Raw genomic sequence first — 16,943 nt, forward strand, 5'->3', positions numbered from 1 at the left:
TCAAGTTTAATGTACAAAGGTAAAATAATAATAAGATGAAGTATAAACTATTGAAATCTATCTTTTGGGCTATAACTTTTATAGTAGTCAGTAACACTAATATTGCCAATGCAAATTTTATTACTGTTGATAACTGGCATTTAACAACCGATAACCTTGGTGGTTTTCGCCAAAGTTCAGCGTCTGATCAAGTCTACTATGCAGTCTCTAAAATTTGGAAGTTAGATCGAGCTAATACATTTGAAACTATTGAAGGCTATCACTTTGCTTCATATCAAGAATGGCGAGACTTAGTTGGCGTTGGTTATAACCCAAATAAAGGTTATAGAAATCAAGGTGGTTGGAATGAGTACGAGTGGGAAGGTATAGAAAGGTCTTTTTTTCTATTTTCAGACTCTATCGAAACTGGTTGGTATAAGCATGCAGGTAATAGTGATACCACGGCGAATATAACAGGTTTTTACCAGGGAAGGGAAGGTATCGCTGGCTTTGTAATGATTAAAAACGCGTTGATTAGTCCTACTGCCATTATTCCTGTTACAGAATCATCAACAATAGTTATTTTTGCATTTGGGATACTTGCTCTAGTGGCACGAAAATTTAGTCAGTAATTAGCGCTGTATAGCAATCATTAAAAATACCGGCTTTTGTCGGTATTTTTGTAATACCAAACATTAATGATAAATAGATAAACCTAACTCTTGCGCTATCCCTGCAATTAAATTCATACCTACTACTGAGTTACCAAAGCTATTTAGTGGCGGACTCCATGTGCAAATTACACCATAATTTGGCACAATAGCAATTACACCACCACCGACACCACTTTTAGCGGGTAAGCCAACAGTGAATGCAAACTCACCAGACTGATCATACATACCGCTAGTAGAAAGTATTGCATTAATACGATGTGCATCTTTTGGACTACAGACTCTTTGATTCGATATAGGATCAAGGCCTTTATTCGCTAAGAAAAGTAGGCTCTGAGCTAATTGCTCACAGCTCATTGCGACTGAGCATTGTGTAAAGTAATGGGCTAATACGTCAGAAATTTCAGCTTCGATATTACCAAAGCTTTTCATTAAGTATGCTAGTGCGGCGTTTCTATTGCCATGGGCAAGTTCAGACTGATACACCTCATTATCTACATGTATATTTTCATCCTGTGCTAAATTTCTCAAAAAACAAACAAAAGCGAGCTTACTTGCAGAGAAATGACTTGTTAATACATCAGATATTAATAAAGCGCCAGCGTTTATCACCGGGTTTCGAGGAATCCCCTTTTCCCACTCAAGTTGAATAATAGAATTAAATGGTTGGCCAGAAGGCTCCATTCTAACTCGTTGCCATAATGAATCGCCCATGCGGTTCATTGCCATAACTAAACCAAATACTTTAGAGATACTTTGAATTGAAAAAGGGTGTTGATAATCACCTACGCCAACATTTTTTCCATCTAGTGTTGCTACTGAAACAGCGACTAAATCGGGCTTTACTTCTTCAAGTGCAGGGATGTAGTTGGCGACTTTTCCTTGCGTATAATGAGAGTGTTGCGAACGCAATAATGCTTGTAACTTACTTTCTAAATTATTTATACTTTTCTTCATACAGTCCTTATTGTTTTTCGCGTAGCAAGAGTTAACTATTATGTACAGTCTTAAGTGCATTCTTAAGTACAGTGTTAGTGTAATTAGTGTCATAGGGAGAAGCAAAAAAAATTGTGTTTAAACGCCTCTTATGAATTGATGTTAGAGCGTGTTGATCTTTACTGTAGATTTTTGCAGCGATTTATTTGGTGTTTATACAAGGCGGAACTTATGTAGTGGTGTTGTTCCCCATAAATAAGTGAAAACGCCGTAGAAAAACCAAAGAGACGCTGTTCAACTGATACGTTTAAACATGATCTACTTTTCGTTGCCTACACGGAAGTAGGTACTCAGCGTGAGCAGGACGCGGAAGCTGTCTAGCTCATTTATGTAGAATAGCTACACTTTACTCGCTACGCCTCAATTAAATCATGTTTAATTCGTACAAGTTTTGTACTCGAAAGTTCAACACGCTCTAGTCTCCTTTATAGGCAATTTATCTGTATTAATAGGTAATGCTATTACTCAGGAGGCCAATAGGGCTTTATTGAAAATTCTACAACAAAAAGAGTAATGCGGTTAACATTACTCTAAATAAATATTTTTGTAATTACTTTTAAAGTTTATTTGAATCTAGAAATGCTGTTTTTAGTGTGGTTAACTGTTTTCCATCCATACGACTCGCCAGTTACACCAAATCTTCTACCATTTACTGTCCAGTTAGGGTTTGCAAAGTAATCATATTGTGTAGCCGACCCAAATACATGTGGATAAGCCATTATGCTGGTAAAAGAGTTTTGTACACCATGTCCCATTCCGTCAACATATACACCTCCGCTTGTAGCGCCTTGTTTTCTTGAATGTGCTAAACCTTGGTTGTGTCCTAACTCATGCACAAAGGTAGAAGCGCCACAGTCAGCAGCAGTAATACTGAACATTTTACTGCTTTGACTACTATATAAATAACCATTTTGACCTTGGCCTACCCAAGCAATACCACACGTTTTATAGCCTGGAGTACTAGATTCGCCAGTACCGATTACCGCAATCATATCGGCCTTCCATTGGTTTCGTAGGTTGTTAACCCAGCTACTATTAGTAAAAGCTCTTAACCAGTCACCATTCGGTGTAGCAGAAGCCGAGACACTTTGTTTACCGACTAAACGTAACGTAAGATTAATGCCATTTTGACGATAAACTTGATTACTAAATGAAATTAGTTGATTAATTTTTGTGTGAATATTTGCTGTTTTAGCCACTGCAGAATTCGTATAAAAGATACCAACATCGATGGTCTCCGCTTTTACGATACTTGCTGTGCTTAACATTGCAGTTAATGCTAGTGTTGAAAGATACTTTTTCATAATTAAACCCTCTATTATTTTCTATTTTGTAAGCGTCGGTTAAACCACACCTTTTCAATAATCGCCAAACTAAATAAACTCCTCAATAATTTACTATTGAGGATATATCATGACCCGAAGAACGTTAGATGATTGGACGAAACTTATTGAACAACAAGCCCAAAGTGGCTTATCTATTCTTGCTTTTTGTAGGCAACACCTGATACCTACGTCAAATTTTTATAAATACCGACATAAAATTGAACACCTCAATCAAACATCGGGTTTTGTAAAAGCTAAGGTAGCAACAAAGGTAACAACTCAACCTGCCGATGCAACAATACACATAGTCTTTGGCGACACAAGGTTAACGCTACCTCATCATTGCGAACCAACATGGTTAGCTGAACTTATTAAAGCGTTACACGCATGAAGATGTTTGTTGATGTGCCTGATGTCTATTTACACCGCCAGTTTGTCGACTTTCGCAAATCCATTAATGGTTTATCGGCTTTGCTCGATAGTGAGCTGCAATTACCCGTGCTCTCTGGGGCTTTGTTTGTGTTTTGTAATAAAGGTCGCGATAAATTAAAAATTTTGTATTGGGATCAGACGGGTTTTGCGCTGTGGTATAAACGCCTTGAGCGAGATAAATTTAAGTGGCCAACAAGGTTAACTGAATCGACCATGGAGCTCACCGAGCAGCAATTACATTGGCTGTTATCTGGCTTTGATGTGGTGGGCCATCAAGCGATGAGCCTCGATAATTTGTCCTTATAACCTGCGATCATAAGCAGCAGTTATCGATCACGAAATAGTCTAGGTAATAACAACAACTTAACCATTTACTCTGGTAAAATAACTGCATGAATACCAAGACTAAACTTCACCAACGTATTGCTCAGTTAGAGCGGTTATTAGCAGAAAAAGACGCACGTTTACTGTTCCTTGAAGAGCAGTTTCGCCTAGCGCAGCAAAAACAATTCGGTAAAAGTGGTGAAGGCTTTGCAGGTCAAGGGGAATTGTTCAACGAGGCGGAAGAAATCGCTGTGCTTGCTGAAACTGAGCAACAAGACATCAGCTATCGCCGTAATAAACCAAAGCGTAAACCCTTACCGAAAGACTTACCACGGGAAGTGGTGGTGCATGATATTAGCGACGCTGAGAAAGTGTGCGTTTGTTGTCATGCTCAATTACATAAAATCGGTGAAGACATCACTGAAAAACTAGACTTCATCCCGGCACAAGTCAAAGTTATTGAACATGTTCGCCCTAAATACGCGTGTCGTGAATGCGAAAAAACAGGCACTAGCAACCCGATTAAACAAGCGTTGATGCCAGTAAGTCCTATCCCTAAAGGCATTGCTACTGCAAGTTTACTGAGTCAACTCATTACCAGTAAATATCAATATGGTTTGCCTCTTTATCGCCAAGAATCATTATTCAAACAATACGGTATCGCGCTCAGTCGCCAAACAATGAGTGATTGGATGCTCAAATCAGCAGCGTTATTTCCCCCGCTCATCAAACGGCTTAAGGAAGAATTACGAAAACAAGCAGTGATACATGCCGATGAGACTACGGTCAATGTCATCAAGTCTGACAAAATAAAAAGTTACATGTGGTTGTATTGCACGGGCACGGATTCCCCCATGCCCACTAGTTCAATCCCAAATATTATCTTATACGATTATCATGATAGCCGTGCAGGTCGCTGCGTGGTTGATTATCTCGACGGCTATTCGGGCTACCTTCAAGTTGATGGTTATCAAGCCTATCATCAAACCCAAGCAACCTTAGTGGGTTGTTGGGCACATGCGCGGCGTAAATTCATTGAAGCCAAACAAGCACAACCCAAAGGAAAAAGTGGTAAAGCTGATGTGGCGCTAAGTTATATTCAAAAATTGTACGGTATTGAATCGCGTTTTAAAAATACAACTCCAGAAGAGACTTACGAGGCTCGCCAAACTCAAGCCAAACCGATACTAGATAAATTACACGGTTGGTTTACTCAACAAAATGTGTTGCCCAAAAACAAATTAGGTGAAGCTATCACGTATCTGAGTAATCAGTGGCCAAAATTGGTGGGTTACCTCGAAGACGGTCGCTTGAGCATCGACAATAATCGTGCAGAGCGGGCAATAAAGTCCTTCGTTATCGGACGTAAAAATTGGTTGTTTAGCCAAACCGCTAACGGTGCCGATGCGAGTGCTGCACTGTATAGTATTATCGAAACCGCTAAAGCTAATGGCTTAGTTCCATTTGATTATGTCAAGCAATGTCTTGAAGAGTTATGTAAACCACACCCTGATATTGACGCAATATTGCCGTGGAACATCAAGCGTTAGTCAGTAGAAAATGATAATGCAGAAATAAAAACGAAAGGTAAAACAGAGGTAATCATCCGTGATCAACACTCCCTGTTTACTTCATCCCTCATAGCAATCCTCGCTACATCACCTCATCCGTAAAGCTTCCCTAAACAAGCATCCAGCTTGCTGTTGTTACCAACTTTTTAAGTCTAGAATAAGGATGAAATATTGCAAATAATGCTGAATAAAAAATTTAGGTGTGGTTTAACCGACGCTTACTCTATTTTTAATGTTCTTCTGCTGTAATAGTGTATCCATCACTTGTTGTTTCTGAGCCGACGTCACTTGGCTCAAACTCTATATGGTTCTTATAGAGATCTCGTTTGGCTGCTACCCAGCCATATTCATTTTTTGATTCAAAAACCCAGTTACCCGATATTGTTGTAAACTGTCCGTACATCGCATCGTTTCCAACGGTAATTATTGAGGTATGAAACTCACCGCCTTGACCAATAACATTGCTTATTAAGCTTTTATCGCCATTATCAAAGTTATCTACTTGAGTTATTTCAGCAGTAAATATTTCTTGAGTTTGTGGAATTTCAAAATCAAAGGTATTGCCCACTTCTAATTTGCGCAGAGTGTCTAGATCGAATTCAACGAAAACAACATCTTCATCATTGACATCAACTGGCATTACTCCAGCTGTTTCTAGCACTTCTTTGGCTTTGTCTGACAACTTAGAGATACCAGTAAAATCATTACTTGCTACCACTTCAGTTGCCCGCTCTTTTTTAACGGGCTTACTAATAGGTTCAATGATTGCTTTTGGAGCCGTGTTATTAATGGCAACGTTATTTATATTATTTTGCTCTTGTGCTATTTGCTTAACTTCAGAAGGTTTAGCACTATCACTATTATTATTGCTAGTGAGGAAATAGAATAGACTGAAAATTATTGTTATAAAACAAATGAATACAACAATAACGCTAGTCTTTACTTTTTTATTATTCATTTTATTACCTACCCATAGTTACGAATTTTAATAGTTAACAATTAGGCACAAACTAGTGACTGATACTCGTTCATTTTTCGTTACATTCTGTAACACAACTAAATATTGCTTTTTTTTCAATTAAATTGAAACAATAAATTTACAATTAATTATCAATATTGGTACAAAGATTACTTTTTTGTAAATTAATTGGGCAATTTAAATGATAGAATAGTGCGGGGATGAGTATGTATTTTGATTTAACGTTATGATTTTACTGTAATAGTATTAATGTAACCTGAGTTCTGGATAAGCTAATCACGTCAATGTCACGATTTTTGCGCGTATCTGCGTTAAATTTGCTACTAATAGCTGGCTATTAGGCACACAAATCAGCCTCAATTCGCACAAAACTTATAGCATTGCTAGTAGAAATGCACATAGCACTTGTGAAGAAATAATTTAAAGCATTATAAAATATTACTTTTTCTTTTTTCGCACATCCATTATCCCGAGCTCAGGTTAATGAGCAAGATCATACTATCGATAACAACATTTTTACACTTAGCAAAATAAGCAGGCATGCAAAAATCTTTTTTAATACTTTTATAGGTAAATGTTGTGCGAGTTTAGCGCCGTAAGGTGCAGTTATGAAGCTTGTCATAGAAATAAGCAGTACGGCGGGAAGATATATAAAGCCCAATGAATATTGATAATTTATATCACTACTCCAACCATTAATTAAATACCCCAATGTTCCTGCTATCGATATAGGCAAGCCAATGGCCGCTGAGGTGCCAATAGCTTTTTTAATATCAATGTTTTTTGAAGTAAGGTAAGGCACCGTTAATGAACCTCCACCAATTGAAACTAATGCTGAAATTGCGCCTATTCCCGTTGATACCACAAACAAACTACTATTCTTGATGTCGTTATAAACAGCATTGTCTTGCTTTTTAAATAACATTTTTACAGCGATAAAAGCCATGAAAATAGTAAAGAAGATAGCTAAGTAAAGAGAGCTTAAATGCGACGCTAAAAAAGTAGATAAAAAGGTACCTATTATTACGCCAAACGACATTGTTTTTACAATACTCCAGTGTATTGCTTGATACTTTTGGTGGGTGCGCAAACTTGAAAGTGAGGTGAAAATAATAGATGCCATTGAAGTACCTAATGCTAAGTGTAGTACATTATCAACGGGGACTCCTTGCTGTAAAAATATCATAGTGAGCACCGGCACCATAACGCCACCACCGCCAACACCTAGTAATCCGGCTAAAAACCCAACAAAAGATCCCAATAATAAAAAAGATAATATCCATTGAATGTCTAACACATAAAGTCCTTAAGGGGATAAAAATAGTCTATAAAAAGCGTATAAATAAGTAGGTAAACTACTTAACCCGAGTTCAGGTTACTTAACCTTAGCTCGGGTTAAGAGATAAGTTAATGCCCTGAAATTGCTAGACTTGTGGTTGTAGCCACTCACTAGCTTGATAGTTTTTCTTAATTCAAAGCAAATTCATCAAGAATAGGCATTCTATTGTTTATGAATTTAACACAGAAGTAAGGAAAAAAAAGCTGCTAGAGAGCTATTTATTATCCAGAGTTGAGGTTACTTGACCTCAGTTCTGAATAACGGATGCTCGAGTAACGTCGATACGGCGATATTTTTGAGTTACTTAATATCATTTAACCACTGTTGTTCAAAAAGCGCCATTTTTTGATGTTTTTTACTCACTAGGTGACTTTGTTTATCTCGCTCGGTATAAAATGGGCCAACACGACAATAACTGCAATAATTATCATGTAAATAATTAGGTTGAGTAACTTTATTATCTAGCTCGGTAGTTAATAAACGGCTAAACACATACGTAACTCCTTCAGTGTCTTTTACATGTTTATCTCGGTCAACATTTCTAATTTTGTAACCTGGAAACTTGTCTGTTTCAAATGGCATGCTGCCAATATAGTTTATATCAGTGTTGATTATTAATGCTTGTTCAATACACCACTGTCGATAGGGTTTTACATCTTTGGAGGTAATCAACGCTAGTTGTGCACCTTGAGGGTCTAAAAACTCATTGAAACAATTTAATAAATATCGACGTAATAAGCGACGATGTAAGGTATTTAAACTAATATTTTGACTTTGTTGCTTAAAATCTTTAGCTGAGTTGAATGCTGGTAATAAGGGGAATTGAAAAATTATCACATCGAATTGATGCTTATCAAGGTTACCCCAGGTTTGTTTTTTGGTTACATCAAAGCTTGTAATTACTTCGCACCTTTGTGCTTGTAATTGCTTAAAGTGTGTAGTGCTATATTTGGAGCTTAGTGACGAGATATCATCAAACACTGTCGCAGTTAAGGATTTTGGGTGGTAATTTTCTAATAATGAATGGGAAAATGATAAGTCGCCATCGCCAATGGTTAAAATGCGCCACGCTGGATTGATATACATAGTTGATTAATTATAACTACTTATGGGGTTTCAGTGAGTTTATGTTTAAATGCCTGATCAAAATAATGGGTGAGCATTATTTTATCAGTTGGATCAACAAAATTTAAATGCAGCTTAAGTAACTCTTCAATATTACTATTTAATTGATGGTTTACTTTTTTGATGAAGTTACTGTTTGCTGGGTTTTTAGTACACATTAAATACCCGAGTATATAAGGTGGGTTCCCGTTAATTTCGTATGATCTAGCATCTATATTCGTTATAAAGTTAAATACTTGCTGTGGGTATAATATGGCAAATTCGGCACGTTTTTTCACAAACATGTTCGCTATACCTATATCTTGTTCACCGCTGTAACGTCTCATTATATTTTTTTCAGGAATTTTTTTAAGCTCTGCATCTATGGCATCACCATAAGATACTTGTTCTGCTAGTAAAATTTGGGCATTGGGTTTTTCATTGAAAATGTCGCTAAGATTAATGACGTTATTTGATGACTGTAATGGAGTAGAGTCGGCTTGCTGATATAAGCGCTGGCTTAGAAACAAGTTGATCGGTTGACTAAAGATGTATTTTTCCAACCTCTCTTTCGTTTTAACCCTATTCACAACGCAAATACTATGACCCTCGTCGATATACTGTAAAGTGCGCTGAGTGGTCATATACTTGAATTTAATGGATGAATATACATCTTTTAAAGCATGCATATTAGTAGCAATAGACAGACTTTCTGTCGCATCATTATTTTGAAACGCATTAAATTCAGCCCAGTTATTCGTATGAATAGTAATTTGCTCTGCATTACAGGTGCTAATAAGCGTTGTAAATAATAAGGTTATTAATAATAAAAATTGTCTGTATAGCATAGGGTTATTAAATTTAAAGCTTCCTAATTAGGTAGAACAGAAGATAGGGAGTTATCGCGATGACTAAAACACTTACCCTCAATTATATCAGCTTTGCTATTTTAGTCTAACTATGTTGCAACATCCCCCTAATTAACACGGTATCAGTTCCCTCGCTTAGTTATCTAATACAATTAATTCAGGCTTGTTAATTGGGTGATGTGTTATTGGTTTATCTATTTGCTGGGCAATCAAATTTTGAGGAATATATGGTTGTAATAAAGGTGAAAATTGCTCGACACTGTTAACTGTAGTATCGAGCCAGTTATTAATGATACTTTCATTTTGTGGCAGTATTAGTGGCATAGATTTACTGTGAATATGCCCAAGCTTTTTATGTGGTGGCAAGGTGATAATTGAGCATGATGTTATTATTTCACCGGTTTGGTTATTTAGCCAACCTCTAGATAAACCACCAAGCAATAAACCACCATGCTCAGCTTGTATATCGAAATAATGCATGGGTTTTTTGTTGTTAAATTCAGTTTCACCAAATCCTTTTACTACAAAAACACAGCGTGAATGTCGGTAAGCTTGATAACCCGCACTTCTAGGCGTATTTAATTTATCGTATCGGGTATTAAATGACGTGTATTTTGACGGTTTAAAGCCCGCATCTGTTTGCTCAAGTAACAACCACCAAATAGCATTTTCTACAATACGGCTATTATTTTGTTCTCTAACAATAGAGACGGTATCAGCCGCTTTTACAAAGCGCTTATCAATGGGGTTATGTATAACTTTGTTAATATTTAAACTGGTATAAAGTTTTTTTATACTAGGGTCTGTTGATCTTTCATTTTAGCCTATGCTATAGACTATTTTTTAAGATAACAAGGCGAAAATGGTGCAATGTAGTCATTCTCGGCTTTGGCATCCTGCGTCGCTCTACCTTCTGCATCCGTGCAGTCGTACTTTAACCATTTTTAACGATGTTAGGTTGAAAAATAGTCATAGCCCTTTGGGTTGCCTTGAAAAAGCGTCACTCTTTGTTACTTAATGTGCATTTGGAACAACCAAACATTACATTAAGTGCCTCGACTGTCATCTTTTTCAAATGCAACAGAGCTATAAACTGAAAGATCAACAGACCCTAGTGTCGAAAGTAGCGTTAAACCTGCCACACATAATATTTCCTTTTATTGCTATTAACTCTGATTTTAGCAGGTGATTTTAGGAATATCGTACCAGTTAGTCGTATATTGAGGGCTAAGAAAGTGACGTTTCATGTTCCACTTTTCTGATTGCCCGGCACTAGCGACACTAATGCTACCTGCACCATATCGTTTATTAATATTGTCAAAGCATTTCATTAATTCGGGATTGGTATTATCTATATTAAATAAGTCACCTTGCACAAACTTATTACCTGCTAACTCAATAGCACCTACGCCACAACGATAGAAGTTAATACCAGATTGATATATTTGTGGTAAAACCAACGAAACGGCTTGTGCTAGTTGGCTAGTGTTATTAGTGGGAAGAGCGAACGGGTAGGCGATAGCTTGTTTATAATAATAGTCATCGTGCGGTGAGTTAGACGCAAATACCATGAGCTTTTTTACTTGTGATGACTGTTGGCGCAGTTTTTTAGCAACAATAGAGGCATGACTGGCTAATGCCGCATTAAGTACATTGTAATTAGTAATTCGTTGACCAAAACTACGGGTTGAAAATATCTCTTGTTTAGGCGCTTTTACTTCATCCCATGATAAACAACTAATACCGGTTAATTCATTCACGGTACGCTCAGTTACTACACTAAACTGTTGTCTAATATCTTTAGGGTTCTGTTTAGCTAATTCAAATGCAGTATGAATGTTTTGCTCAGCAAGTTTTTTCGTTATTCGCCTACCAATTCCCCATATATCTGACGTATTCATACGTTGCAAAATAGGTGAAGCGCTTTCTATTGTGTCAATAACGGCAACACCGTCGAATCCGTCTAGTTTTTTAGCTGCGTGATTGGCTACTTTAGCTAACGTTGCCGTGAGACCAAACCCCACACCAACAGGCAAACGAGTCTCTTTCCATATTGCTTTGCGTATTTGGTGACCGTATTCATGCCAATTACTAATAGCCTTGTTAAAGCGATCAAAGTGTAAAAAGGATTCATCAATCGAGTAAATGTGTTGATTATCACAATAGCGGCTGATCACTGTCATCATTCGCTCAGATAAATCAGCGTATAATTCATAGTTTGATGAACGAATAACAACACCATGTTTATGTAATAATTCTTTTATTTGAAAATAAGGGGTGAATTTAGGAATACCAAGGCGTTTTGCAATAGGGCAAGCCGCACAAATACAACCGTCGTTATTGGTTAAAACAACAACAGGTTTATTGCGAATGCTAGGGTCGAATACCTTTTCGGCCGAGGCATAGAAGGATGTAGCATCAACTAAACCATACATGCTTTTAATTCTGGGGCTTGGTGATGTAGCCTAATAGAGCGAGTAACTACACCTTCTAACTGAAAGTCATCATCAGGTGAAATTGTTATAGGCTGATGATGTTTAGATGCTGACAGTAATCGAGCTTGTTGTTTATCAATGATTTTACAAACGAAACAACCGTTATAATTAGCGACAATTACATCGCCGTTTCGTGCGGTAAGTGCTCGATCAACAATGAGTAAGTCACCATCAAATATTCCAACACCTTGCATTGAAACGCCTGAAGCTTGACCAATAAAGGTTGCGTTGGGATGGCGGATCAGTAGCTTATCTAAAGATAGCCCAAGCTCTTTGTACTCTGCTGCAGGTGACTCAAAGCCTGAAATGCCTGCTTCTATGTATATTGGAATAACTTTCATAATACTCAATTTTTACTGTTTATTTGTACAGTATAGTTGAACTGTTAAATTATGAAAGTAAAATTTAACGTTCATTGGCATTTGTTTGAATAATAAAAAAGCCTCAATATTGAAGTATTGAGGCTTTGTATATTTAGCTTGTAATCTAGGGCGTGTTGAACTTTTCTGTACATTTTTACAGCGATTTGTTTGGTGTTTATACAAAGCTGAGCTTATGTAATGGGGTTGATCCCCATAAATAAGTGAAAAAGCCGTAGAAAAACCAAAGAGGTGCTGTCCTACGGATACGTTTAAACATCGTTGCTTACACGGAAGTAGATACTTAGCGTGAGCAGGACGCGGAAGCTGTCTAGCTCATTTATGTAGAATACTACACTTTATTCGCTACGCCTCAATTAAATCATGTTTAATTCGTACAAAAATTGTACTCGAAAGATCAACACGCCCTAATATGGACTACAAGTGAATGTTTTTTTATGTTCATCTAATCATATAGTTACTTAACTATGGTCATTTCATCTACTATATTACCAGCACCATCGATATGCTCCATTGTCCAAAGCATAAAAGGTGCGCTAGTATGAATGGCTCGCTTAAATTTAGGATCGTAGTCCCAGTCGCCAATAATAGATTCGTATACACCGTCAAACACTAAGCCAACAAATTCTCCGTTACCATTAAGTGTTGGAGAACCAGAGTTACCGCCTGTGATGTCAAGAGTCGACAAATAGTTTACAGGCACAGAGCCTAAACTTTCACGTTTGAAAGTACCAAATTCTTTATTAGTAATTGCAGAGCGGATGTTTTCAAAAAGATCAAACTCGTGATCACCTGCTACATACTTAGCTAGCATGCCTTCGAGTGTTGTGAAAGGTGTGGCAGTTAAACCATCTTGTGGTGAATAGCCTTTTACATTACCGTAGGTAATACGCAAAGAGCTGTTTGCATCAGCGTAAACCGGCTCACCTTTACTTTTTTTGTAGGCAATCATCGCATTCATAAACTGTGGACGAATTTGTGCTAATTTACCCGCAAGCTCTTCTGCTTGTTGTTCAAGCTTTTGGTCGTTTTCAAACTGCGAAACTGCAAATTGAATGTATGGATCTTTGCTGCGTTTGAATTCGTCAACCGATTTATTCATCCATGCTAGGCGAACACTCTCTTCATCAAGCTGTGTTTCACTGTGCATTTTATCTAGTTTTTTAGCTAGCTTTTTAGCATCAAAGGCTTCATCTAAGCCAAAAAATTGATCAAAGGTTGTATTACGCTCAGATGCAGGAAAGTCGGCATATTGTGCCATAAAATGAAGTAATACTGCTTTGTCTACGTTGGCATCGTAACGACGATTAACACGCTCCATACTTTGTGTAAAACGGTTCATATCTCGTTCTTGATAACCTTGCTTACGTTCAGTACTTGGCTTGTTCTTTTCATTAGCTAAGCGATATAAACGCTTTGCAACACCCATTAAATTAGTACGGCCAATATAAGATAAAATCAGATCTCTTTCCTGATTTTTTTGACCTTCGGTAATTAAGGTGCTTAATTCGCTTAATGTTTTTCCATATTTCTGCTTACGCTGTTTAGACGCATTAATCCATACTTGTAGCTCGTTAAGCTCTTGTTGCTTGCGAGCTAACATATCGCCTTTATGGAAACTTTCAATCATAGAGCCATAGTTTTTTGCGTAATTAGCTAAACCAGCTAAGGTGCTTTCATACTTGATACGAGCTTCGCTACCTTCAGAAGCAGTTGATTTAATTATATCAATGTACTCTTCTCTATAGCGTTTAGCTGTTGGATAAACTAAATTAAACTGGTTTTCTACTTCTTGAGCGGTACGGTAACGGTTAGTTCTTCCTGGATAGCCCAAAACCATCACATAGTCATTTTCCTCTACACCGTTAGCGTTTACTTTTAAAAAGGCTTTTGGCTCAAACGGTACATTGTCTTTAGCGTAATCCGCAGGTTTACCGTTTTTATTAACATAAGCGCGGTAAAATGCCCAATCACCTGTGTGGCGTGGCCACATCCAATTATCGGTGTCGCCGCCAAACTTACCAATGCTAGAAGGCGGTGCGTAAACTAATCGTACGTCGCGAATAGCAAGTTGCTTTATCAGGAAATACTCTAAGCCTCCATGAAAACTGTAAACCTCACAGCGATAGTCTTGCGATGTTTCGCACTGCTGAACTAATACTTTTTCATTCTTCTCAATTTCTTTGAAGTACGCTTTACCTGTAACAGATTTCGCAATAGAGCCCGTTATTTTATCGGTTACATTGGTTAAAGATTCAGTCACATAAACACGAGATCCGGGAGCTGCTTGCAACTCATCTGACATTTTTTTAGCAACAAAACCTTGCTTCAATAAGTTTGCTTTCTCGGTTGAGTTGTACTGAATAGAACCATAAGCACAATGATGATTAGTGACCACTAAGCCTTTGTCTGATAAAAATGAAGCGGTACAGCCACCTAAGCTAATAATCGCATTCATTGGAAACTGATCTAAATTTTCCATTTGAGTAGGGTCGAGCTTTAAGCCTGCTTTTTTAAGCTTGCCACTTATTTCTTGTAATTGGTGTGGTTGCCACATACCTTCATCAGCACTTGCTGTTCCAATAAGTAGCAATGATGTAAGGGACAATGCCTTAAACACTTTTTTATATAACATGTTAATTTTCCTAGGGCTATTTCGGCTAGATATTATTTTTCAATAGCATTAAACCGTAGATACTAAGAAAAGTAAAAGAATTGTTATGCTATCACATTGATTTATGTAAAATTTTGTAAAAACATGAAAACAAACATCTTATCTTTAACTGATATACCAGTATAAGTGTGTAAGAAACTTCTACAGGTTAATACTGTGAGGTTACGCAAGTGGTAAAGCAAAAAATGTTATTGCTTTGTATTTAAGTAAATGATGCTCATGAAAAAATCTATTGAGAATAATTGTGGCAAGGGCACTATCGTGAAAGTTGAGTTTATTATATAAGACCTTTATTTAGGACTTGAAAACTTATCCGTTTGTGACCAAAATTCACTAGATATTTGGCTGATAACATTAGCTTCGGCGTTAATAAGTATCGCAAAACCAATGTCTAATTCAGGTGAATATCCAATATCTGCCCGAAATCCTTCTACCCAGCCAGAATGATAGATTATTTTTTGTTTATCAAATTGATAAATCCTCCAGCCGTAACCGTAATGAGCGTCGGTTAAATGCTCTCGCCAATATTTTCTTCGCATATTTCTTTTAGTTTTTATTCTTGGTGTGGTTAATTCTCTCAATAGCGCTGGCGATAAAACATCGGGGTTATGGCCTAAGTTTGCAATTAACCATTTTCCTATATCTGAAATACTTGAATTAATACCAGCAGAAGGTGCAACTTTATAAAAGTCAGGTTCAACCTCTACCGTGCGCCAAATATACTGCTTTAGATGTTTACCTCGTTTATCTTTCTTATTTGTTGATATTACTTTTCGTAAAACATGGGGTTTAGCTGTGTTTAAGTTTTGTTGAAATGCATTAAAACCAATGGAAGTGTCATTCATTTTTAAAGGGGAAAAAAGCCTTTCTGTCAGTAAAGTTGAGTAACTTTTATCTTGGCTCGTTTCAATGGCAGGCTGTAATAAGCCAAAAGTAATATTTTGATAGCCGTAACACTTTTCAGGTTGGCAAATGGGAGTGATACGATCAAAGCGACCAATAATTTTATCCATGCTCCAATTTTCATGGAGTAAATTATCATAAGCATTAGGCATTAAACCACTAGAGTGGCTGAGTATATGCTTCAATTGAATTTTTTCTGCTGCACCTTCTTTCGCTAAAGAAAAGTTGGGAACATATTTAGTAATAGGATCCGATAAGTTAAGTACCTGCTCTTGTGTAAGCATAGTAGTAATAGTTGAAGCAAAGGTTTTAGAGACCGAAGCTAAACGAAATACTGTATTACTATTAATTTTTTGTAATTTGCTTTTATCAGTGTGGCCAAATGTTTCTAAGGAAACTATTTCATTATTTTTTACAATGGCATAAGCGCCACCAGGAATGTTATATTTTTCCAACTGTTTTGCGACATATGTCGAGAACTCAAAATTAAACTTCTCAAGCGTATCTGCATAAGAAGTTGATACAAATATAGTTAACCAAAAAAAACAAAGTAGTCGAATCAACGCTGACCCCTTAAATAAGCTATTTCTCACTTCTTCAAAAAGAAAAACCTCAATATATACAGAGGCTTCGTTATGAATAATACAGGTTGCTAGAGTCGAATAGGCGACCTACTGATGCCAAATATAAATTACCTACAGCACTGTTACTAAAAGATGTTAAATTTAAGTATGCTCTTATTGCTTTTCACTGAGGTACTTAAATTAATCTTATAATGAGAATTACATGATGCTCAAGTTGAGCATTGCAATGATATATTGCCATTATTAATTGAAATACAATGATAAAGCTATTGAAGCACTGTTGCAATAAATGCAGTATGTAACCTGATGTAATAAGGA

The 16,943-nt window shown here is 36.9% G+C and carries 15 protein-coding genes; 4 read left to right on the forward strand and 11 right to left on the reverse strand.

What is annotated here, in order from left to right:
- Positions 1–35 precede the first annotated feature (35 nt).
- Positions 36–611, forward strand: a complete 576-nt coding sequence (locus QUD79_RS04040; RefSeq protein ID WP_184423487.1) for a hypothetical protein — start codon at positions 36–38, stop codon at positions 609–611.
- Between the two features lie 63 nt (positions 612–674).
- On the opposite strand, the gene glsA is transcribed toward QUD79_RS04040, so the two are convergent.
- Positions 675–1,607 carry a glutaminase A gene (gene glsA / locus QUD79_RS04045; RefSeq protein ID WP_184423486.1) on the reverse strand — a complete coding sequence of 311 codons (933 nt, stop codon included), beginning with the start codon at positions 1,605–1,607 and terminating at the stop codon, positions 675–677.
- A gap of 602 nt (positions 1,608–2,209) precedes the next feature.
- Positions 2,210–2,950, reverse strand: a complete 741-nt coding sequence (locus QUD79_RS04050) for a zinc-dependent metalloprotease family protein (protein ID WP_184423485.1) — start codon at positions 2,948–2,950, stop codon at positions 2,210–2,212.
- A 109-nt stretch (positions 2,951–3,059) separates the two neighbouring features.
- On the opposite strand from QUD79_RS04050, the gene tnpA reads away from it, so the two are divergent.
- The 3 genes from tnpA to tnpC all read left to right on the forward strand — a co-directional run bounded on the left by tnpA (position 3,060) and on the right by tnpC (position 5,277).
- The gene (gene tnpA / locus QUD79_RS04055) at positions 3,060–3,362 is read left to right on the forward strand and encodes an IS66 family insertion sequence element accessory protein TnpA (RefSeq protein ID WP_184423956.1); all 303 of its coding nucleotides are present in this window, start codon (positions 3,060–3,062) and stop codon (positions 3,360–3,362) included.
- Entirely contained in the window at positions 3,359–3,709 is a 351-nt protein-coding gene (gene tnpB, locus QUD79_RS04060) for an IS66 family insertion sequence element accessory protein TnpB (RefSeq protein WP_286287996.1), read from the forward strand. The genes tnpA and tnpB overlap by 4 nt, the downstream gene beginning before the upstream one ends.
- 86 nt (positions 3,710–3,795) lie before the next feature.
- A complete protein-coding gene (tnpC, locus tag QUD79_RS04065) occupies positions 3,796–5,277 on the forward strand; it encodes an IS66 family transposase (protein WP_184426944.1) in 1,482 nt (493 codons plus the stop codon).
- A 250-nt stretch (positions 5,278–5,527) separates the two neighbouring features.
- On the opposite strand, the gene QUD79_RS04070 is transcribed toward tnpC, so the two are convergent.
- From QUD79_RS04070 to QUD79_RS04110, 9 genes are all read right to left on the reverse strand, one after another.
- Positions 5,528–6,256 (reverse strand): protease inhibitor BamI-like protein, encoded by a 729-nt coding sequence (locus QUD79_RS04070; protein WP_184426912.1) that lies wholly within the window; start codon positions 6,254–6,256, stop codon positions 5,528–5,530.
- Positions 6,257–6,770: 514 nt separating this feature from the next.
- Positions 6,771–7,574: a sulfite exporter TauE/SafE family protein gene (locus QUD79_RS04075; protein ID WP_184426910.1), complete on the reverse strand. Its 804-nt coding sequence runs from the start codon at positions 7,572–7,574 to the stop codon at positions 6,771–6,773.
- 342 nt (positions 7,575–7,916) lie between these two features.
- Positions 7,917–8,702, reverse strand: coding sequence for a class I SAM-dependent methyltransferase (locus tag QUD79_RS04080; RefSeq protein WP_184426908.1), 786 nt, complete (start codon positions 8,700–8,702; stop codon positions 7,917–7,919).
- A 20-nt stretch (positions 8,703–8,722) separates the two neighbouring features.
- The gene (locus QUD79_RS04085; protein ID WP_184426906.1) at positions 8,723–9,568 is read right to left on the reverse strand and encodes a hypothetical protein; all 846 of its coding nucleotides are present in this window, start codon (positions 9,566–9,568) and stop codon (positions 8,723–8,725) included.
- 156 nt (positions 9,569–9,724) lie between these two features.
- A complete protein-coding gene (locus QUD79_RS04090) occupies positions 9,725–10,384 on the reverse strand; it encodes an SOS response-associated peptidase family protein (RefSeq protein WP_184426914.1) in 660 nt (219 codons plus the stop codon).
- Between the two features lie 383 nt (positions 10,385–10,767).
- Entirely contained in the window at positions 10,768–12,024 is a 1,257-nt protein-coding gene (locus tag QUD79_RS04095; RefSeq protein ID WP_184426520.1) for a Y-family DNA polymerase, read from the reverse strand.
- Positions 12,012–12,425, reverse strand: coding sequence for a LexA family protein (locus QUD79_RS04100; protein ID WP_184426518.1), 414 nt, complete (start codon positions 12,423–12,425; stop codon positions 12,012–12,014). The genes QUD79_RS04095 and QUD79_RS04100 overlap by 13 nt, the downstream gene beginning before the upstream one ends.
- A gap of 496 nt (positions 12,426–12,921) precedes the next feature.
- On the reverse strand, positions 12,922–15,099 hold the full coding sequence (locus tag QUD79_RS04105; RefSeq protein WP_184426516.1) for a S46 family peptidase: 2,178 nt from the start codon (positions 15,097–15,099) through the stop codon (positions 12,922–12,924).
- Between the two features lie 329 nt (positions 15,100–15,428).
- Positions 15,429–16,634, reverse strand: coding sequence for a serine hydrolase domain-containing protein (locus tag QUD79_RS04110; protein ID WP_425506899.1), 1,206 nt, complete (start codon positions 16,632–16,634; stop codon positions 15,429–15,431).
- Positions 16,635–16,943 lie beyond the last annotated feature (309 nt).

Source organism: Thalassotalea piscium, assembly GCF_030295935.1.
GTDB lineage: Bacteria > Pseudomonadota > Gammaproteobacteria > Enterobacterales > Alteromonadaceae > Thalassotalea_B > Thalassotalea_B piscium.

Coding starts and splice junctions, on each gene's coding strand:
- QUD79_RS04040 (WP_184423487.1), top strand. CDS start 36: ATGAAGTATAAACTATTGAAATCTATCTTTTGGGCTATAACTTTTATA.
- glsA (WP_184423486.1), bottom strand. CDS start 1,607: ATGAAGAAAAGTATAAATAATTTAGAAAGTAAGTTACAAGCATTATTG.
- QUD79_RS04050 (WP_184423485.1), bottom strand. CDS start 2,950: ATGAAAAAGTATCTTTCAACACTAGCATTAACTGCAATGTTAAGCACA.
- tnpA (WP_184423956.1), top strand. CDS start 3,060: ATGACCCGAAGAACGTTAGATGATTGGACGAAACTTATTGAACAACAA.
- tnpB (WP_286287996.1), top strand. CDS start 3,359: ATGAAGATGTTTGTTGATGTGCCTGATGTCTATTTACACCGCCAGTTT.
- tnpC (WP_184426944.1), top strand. CDS start 3,796: ATGAATACCAAGACTAAACTTCACCAACGTATTGCTCAGTTAGAGCGG.
- QUD79_RS04070 (WP_184426912.1), bottom strand. CDS start 6,256: ATGAATAATAAAAAAGTAAAGACTAGCGTTATTGTTGTATTCATTTGT.
- QUD79_RS04080 (WP_184426908.1), bottom strand. CDS start 8,702: ATGTATATCAATCCAGCGTGGCGCATTTTAACCATTGGCGATGGCGAC.
- QUD79_RS04085 (WP_184426906.1), bottom strand. CDS start 9,568: ATGCTATACAGACAATTTTTATTATTAATAACCTTATTATTTACAACG.
- QUD79_RS04095 (WP_184426520.1), bottom strand. CDS start 12,024: ATGTATGGTTTAGTTGATGCTACATCCTTCTATGCCTCGGCCGAAAAG.
- QUD79_RS04100 (WP_184426518.1), bottom strand. CDS start 12,425: ATGAAAGTTATTCCAATATACATAGAAGCAGGCATTTCAGGCTTTGAG.
- QUD79_RS04105 (WP_184426516.1), bottom strand. CDS start 15,099: ATGTTATATAAAAAAGTGTTTAAGGCATTGTCCCTTACATCATTGCTA.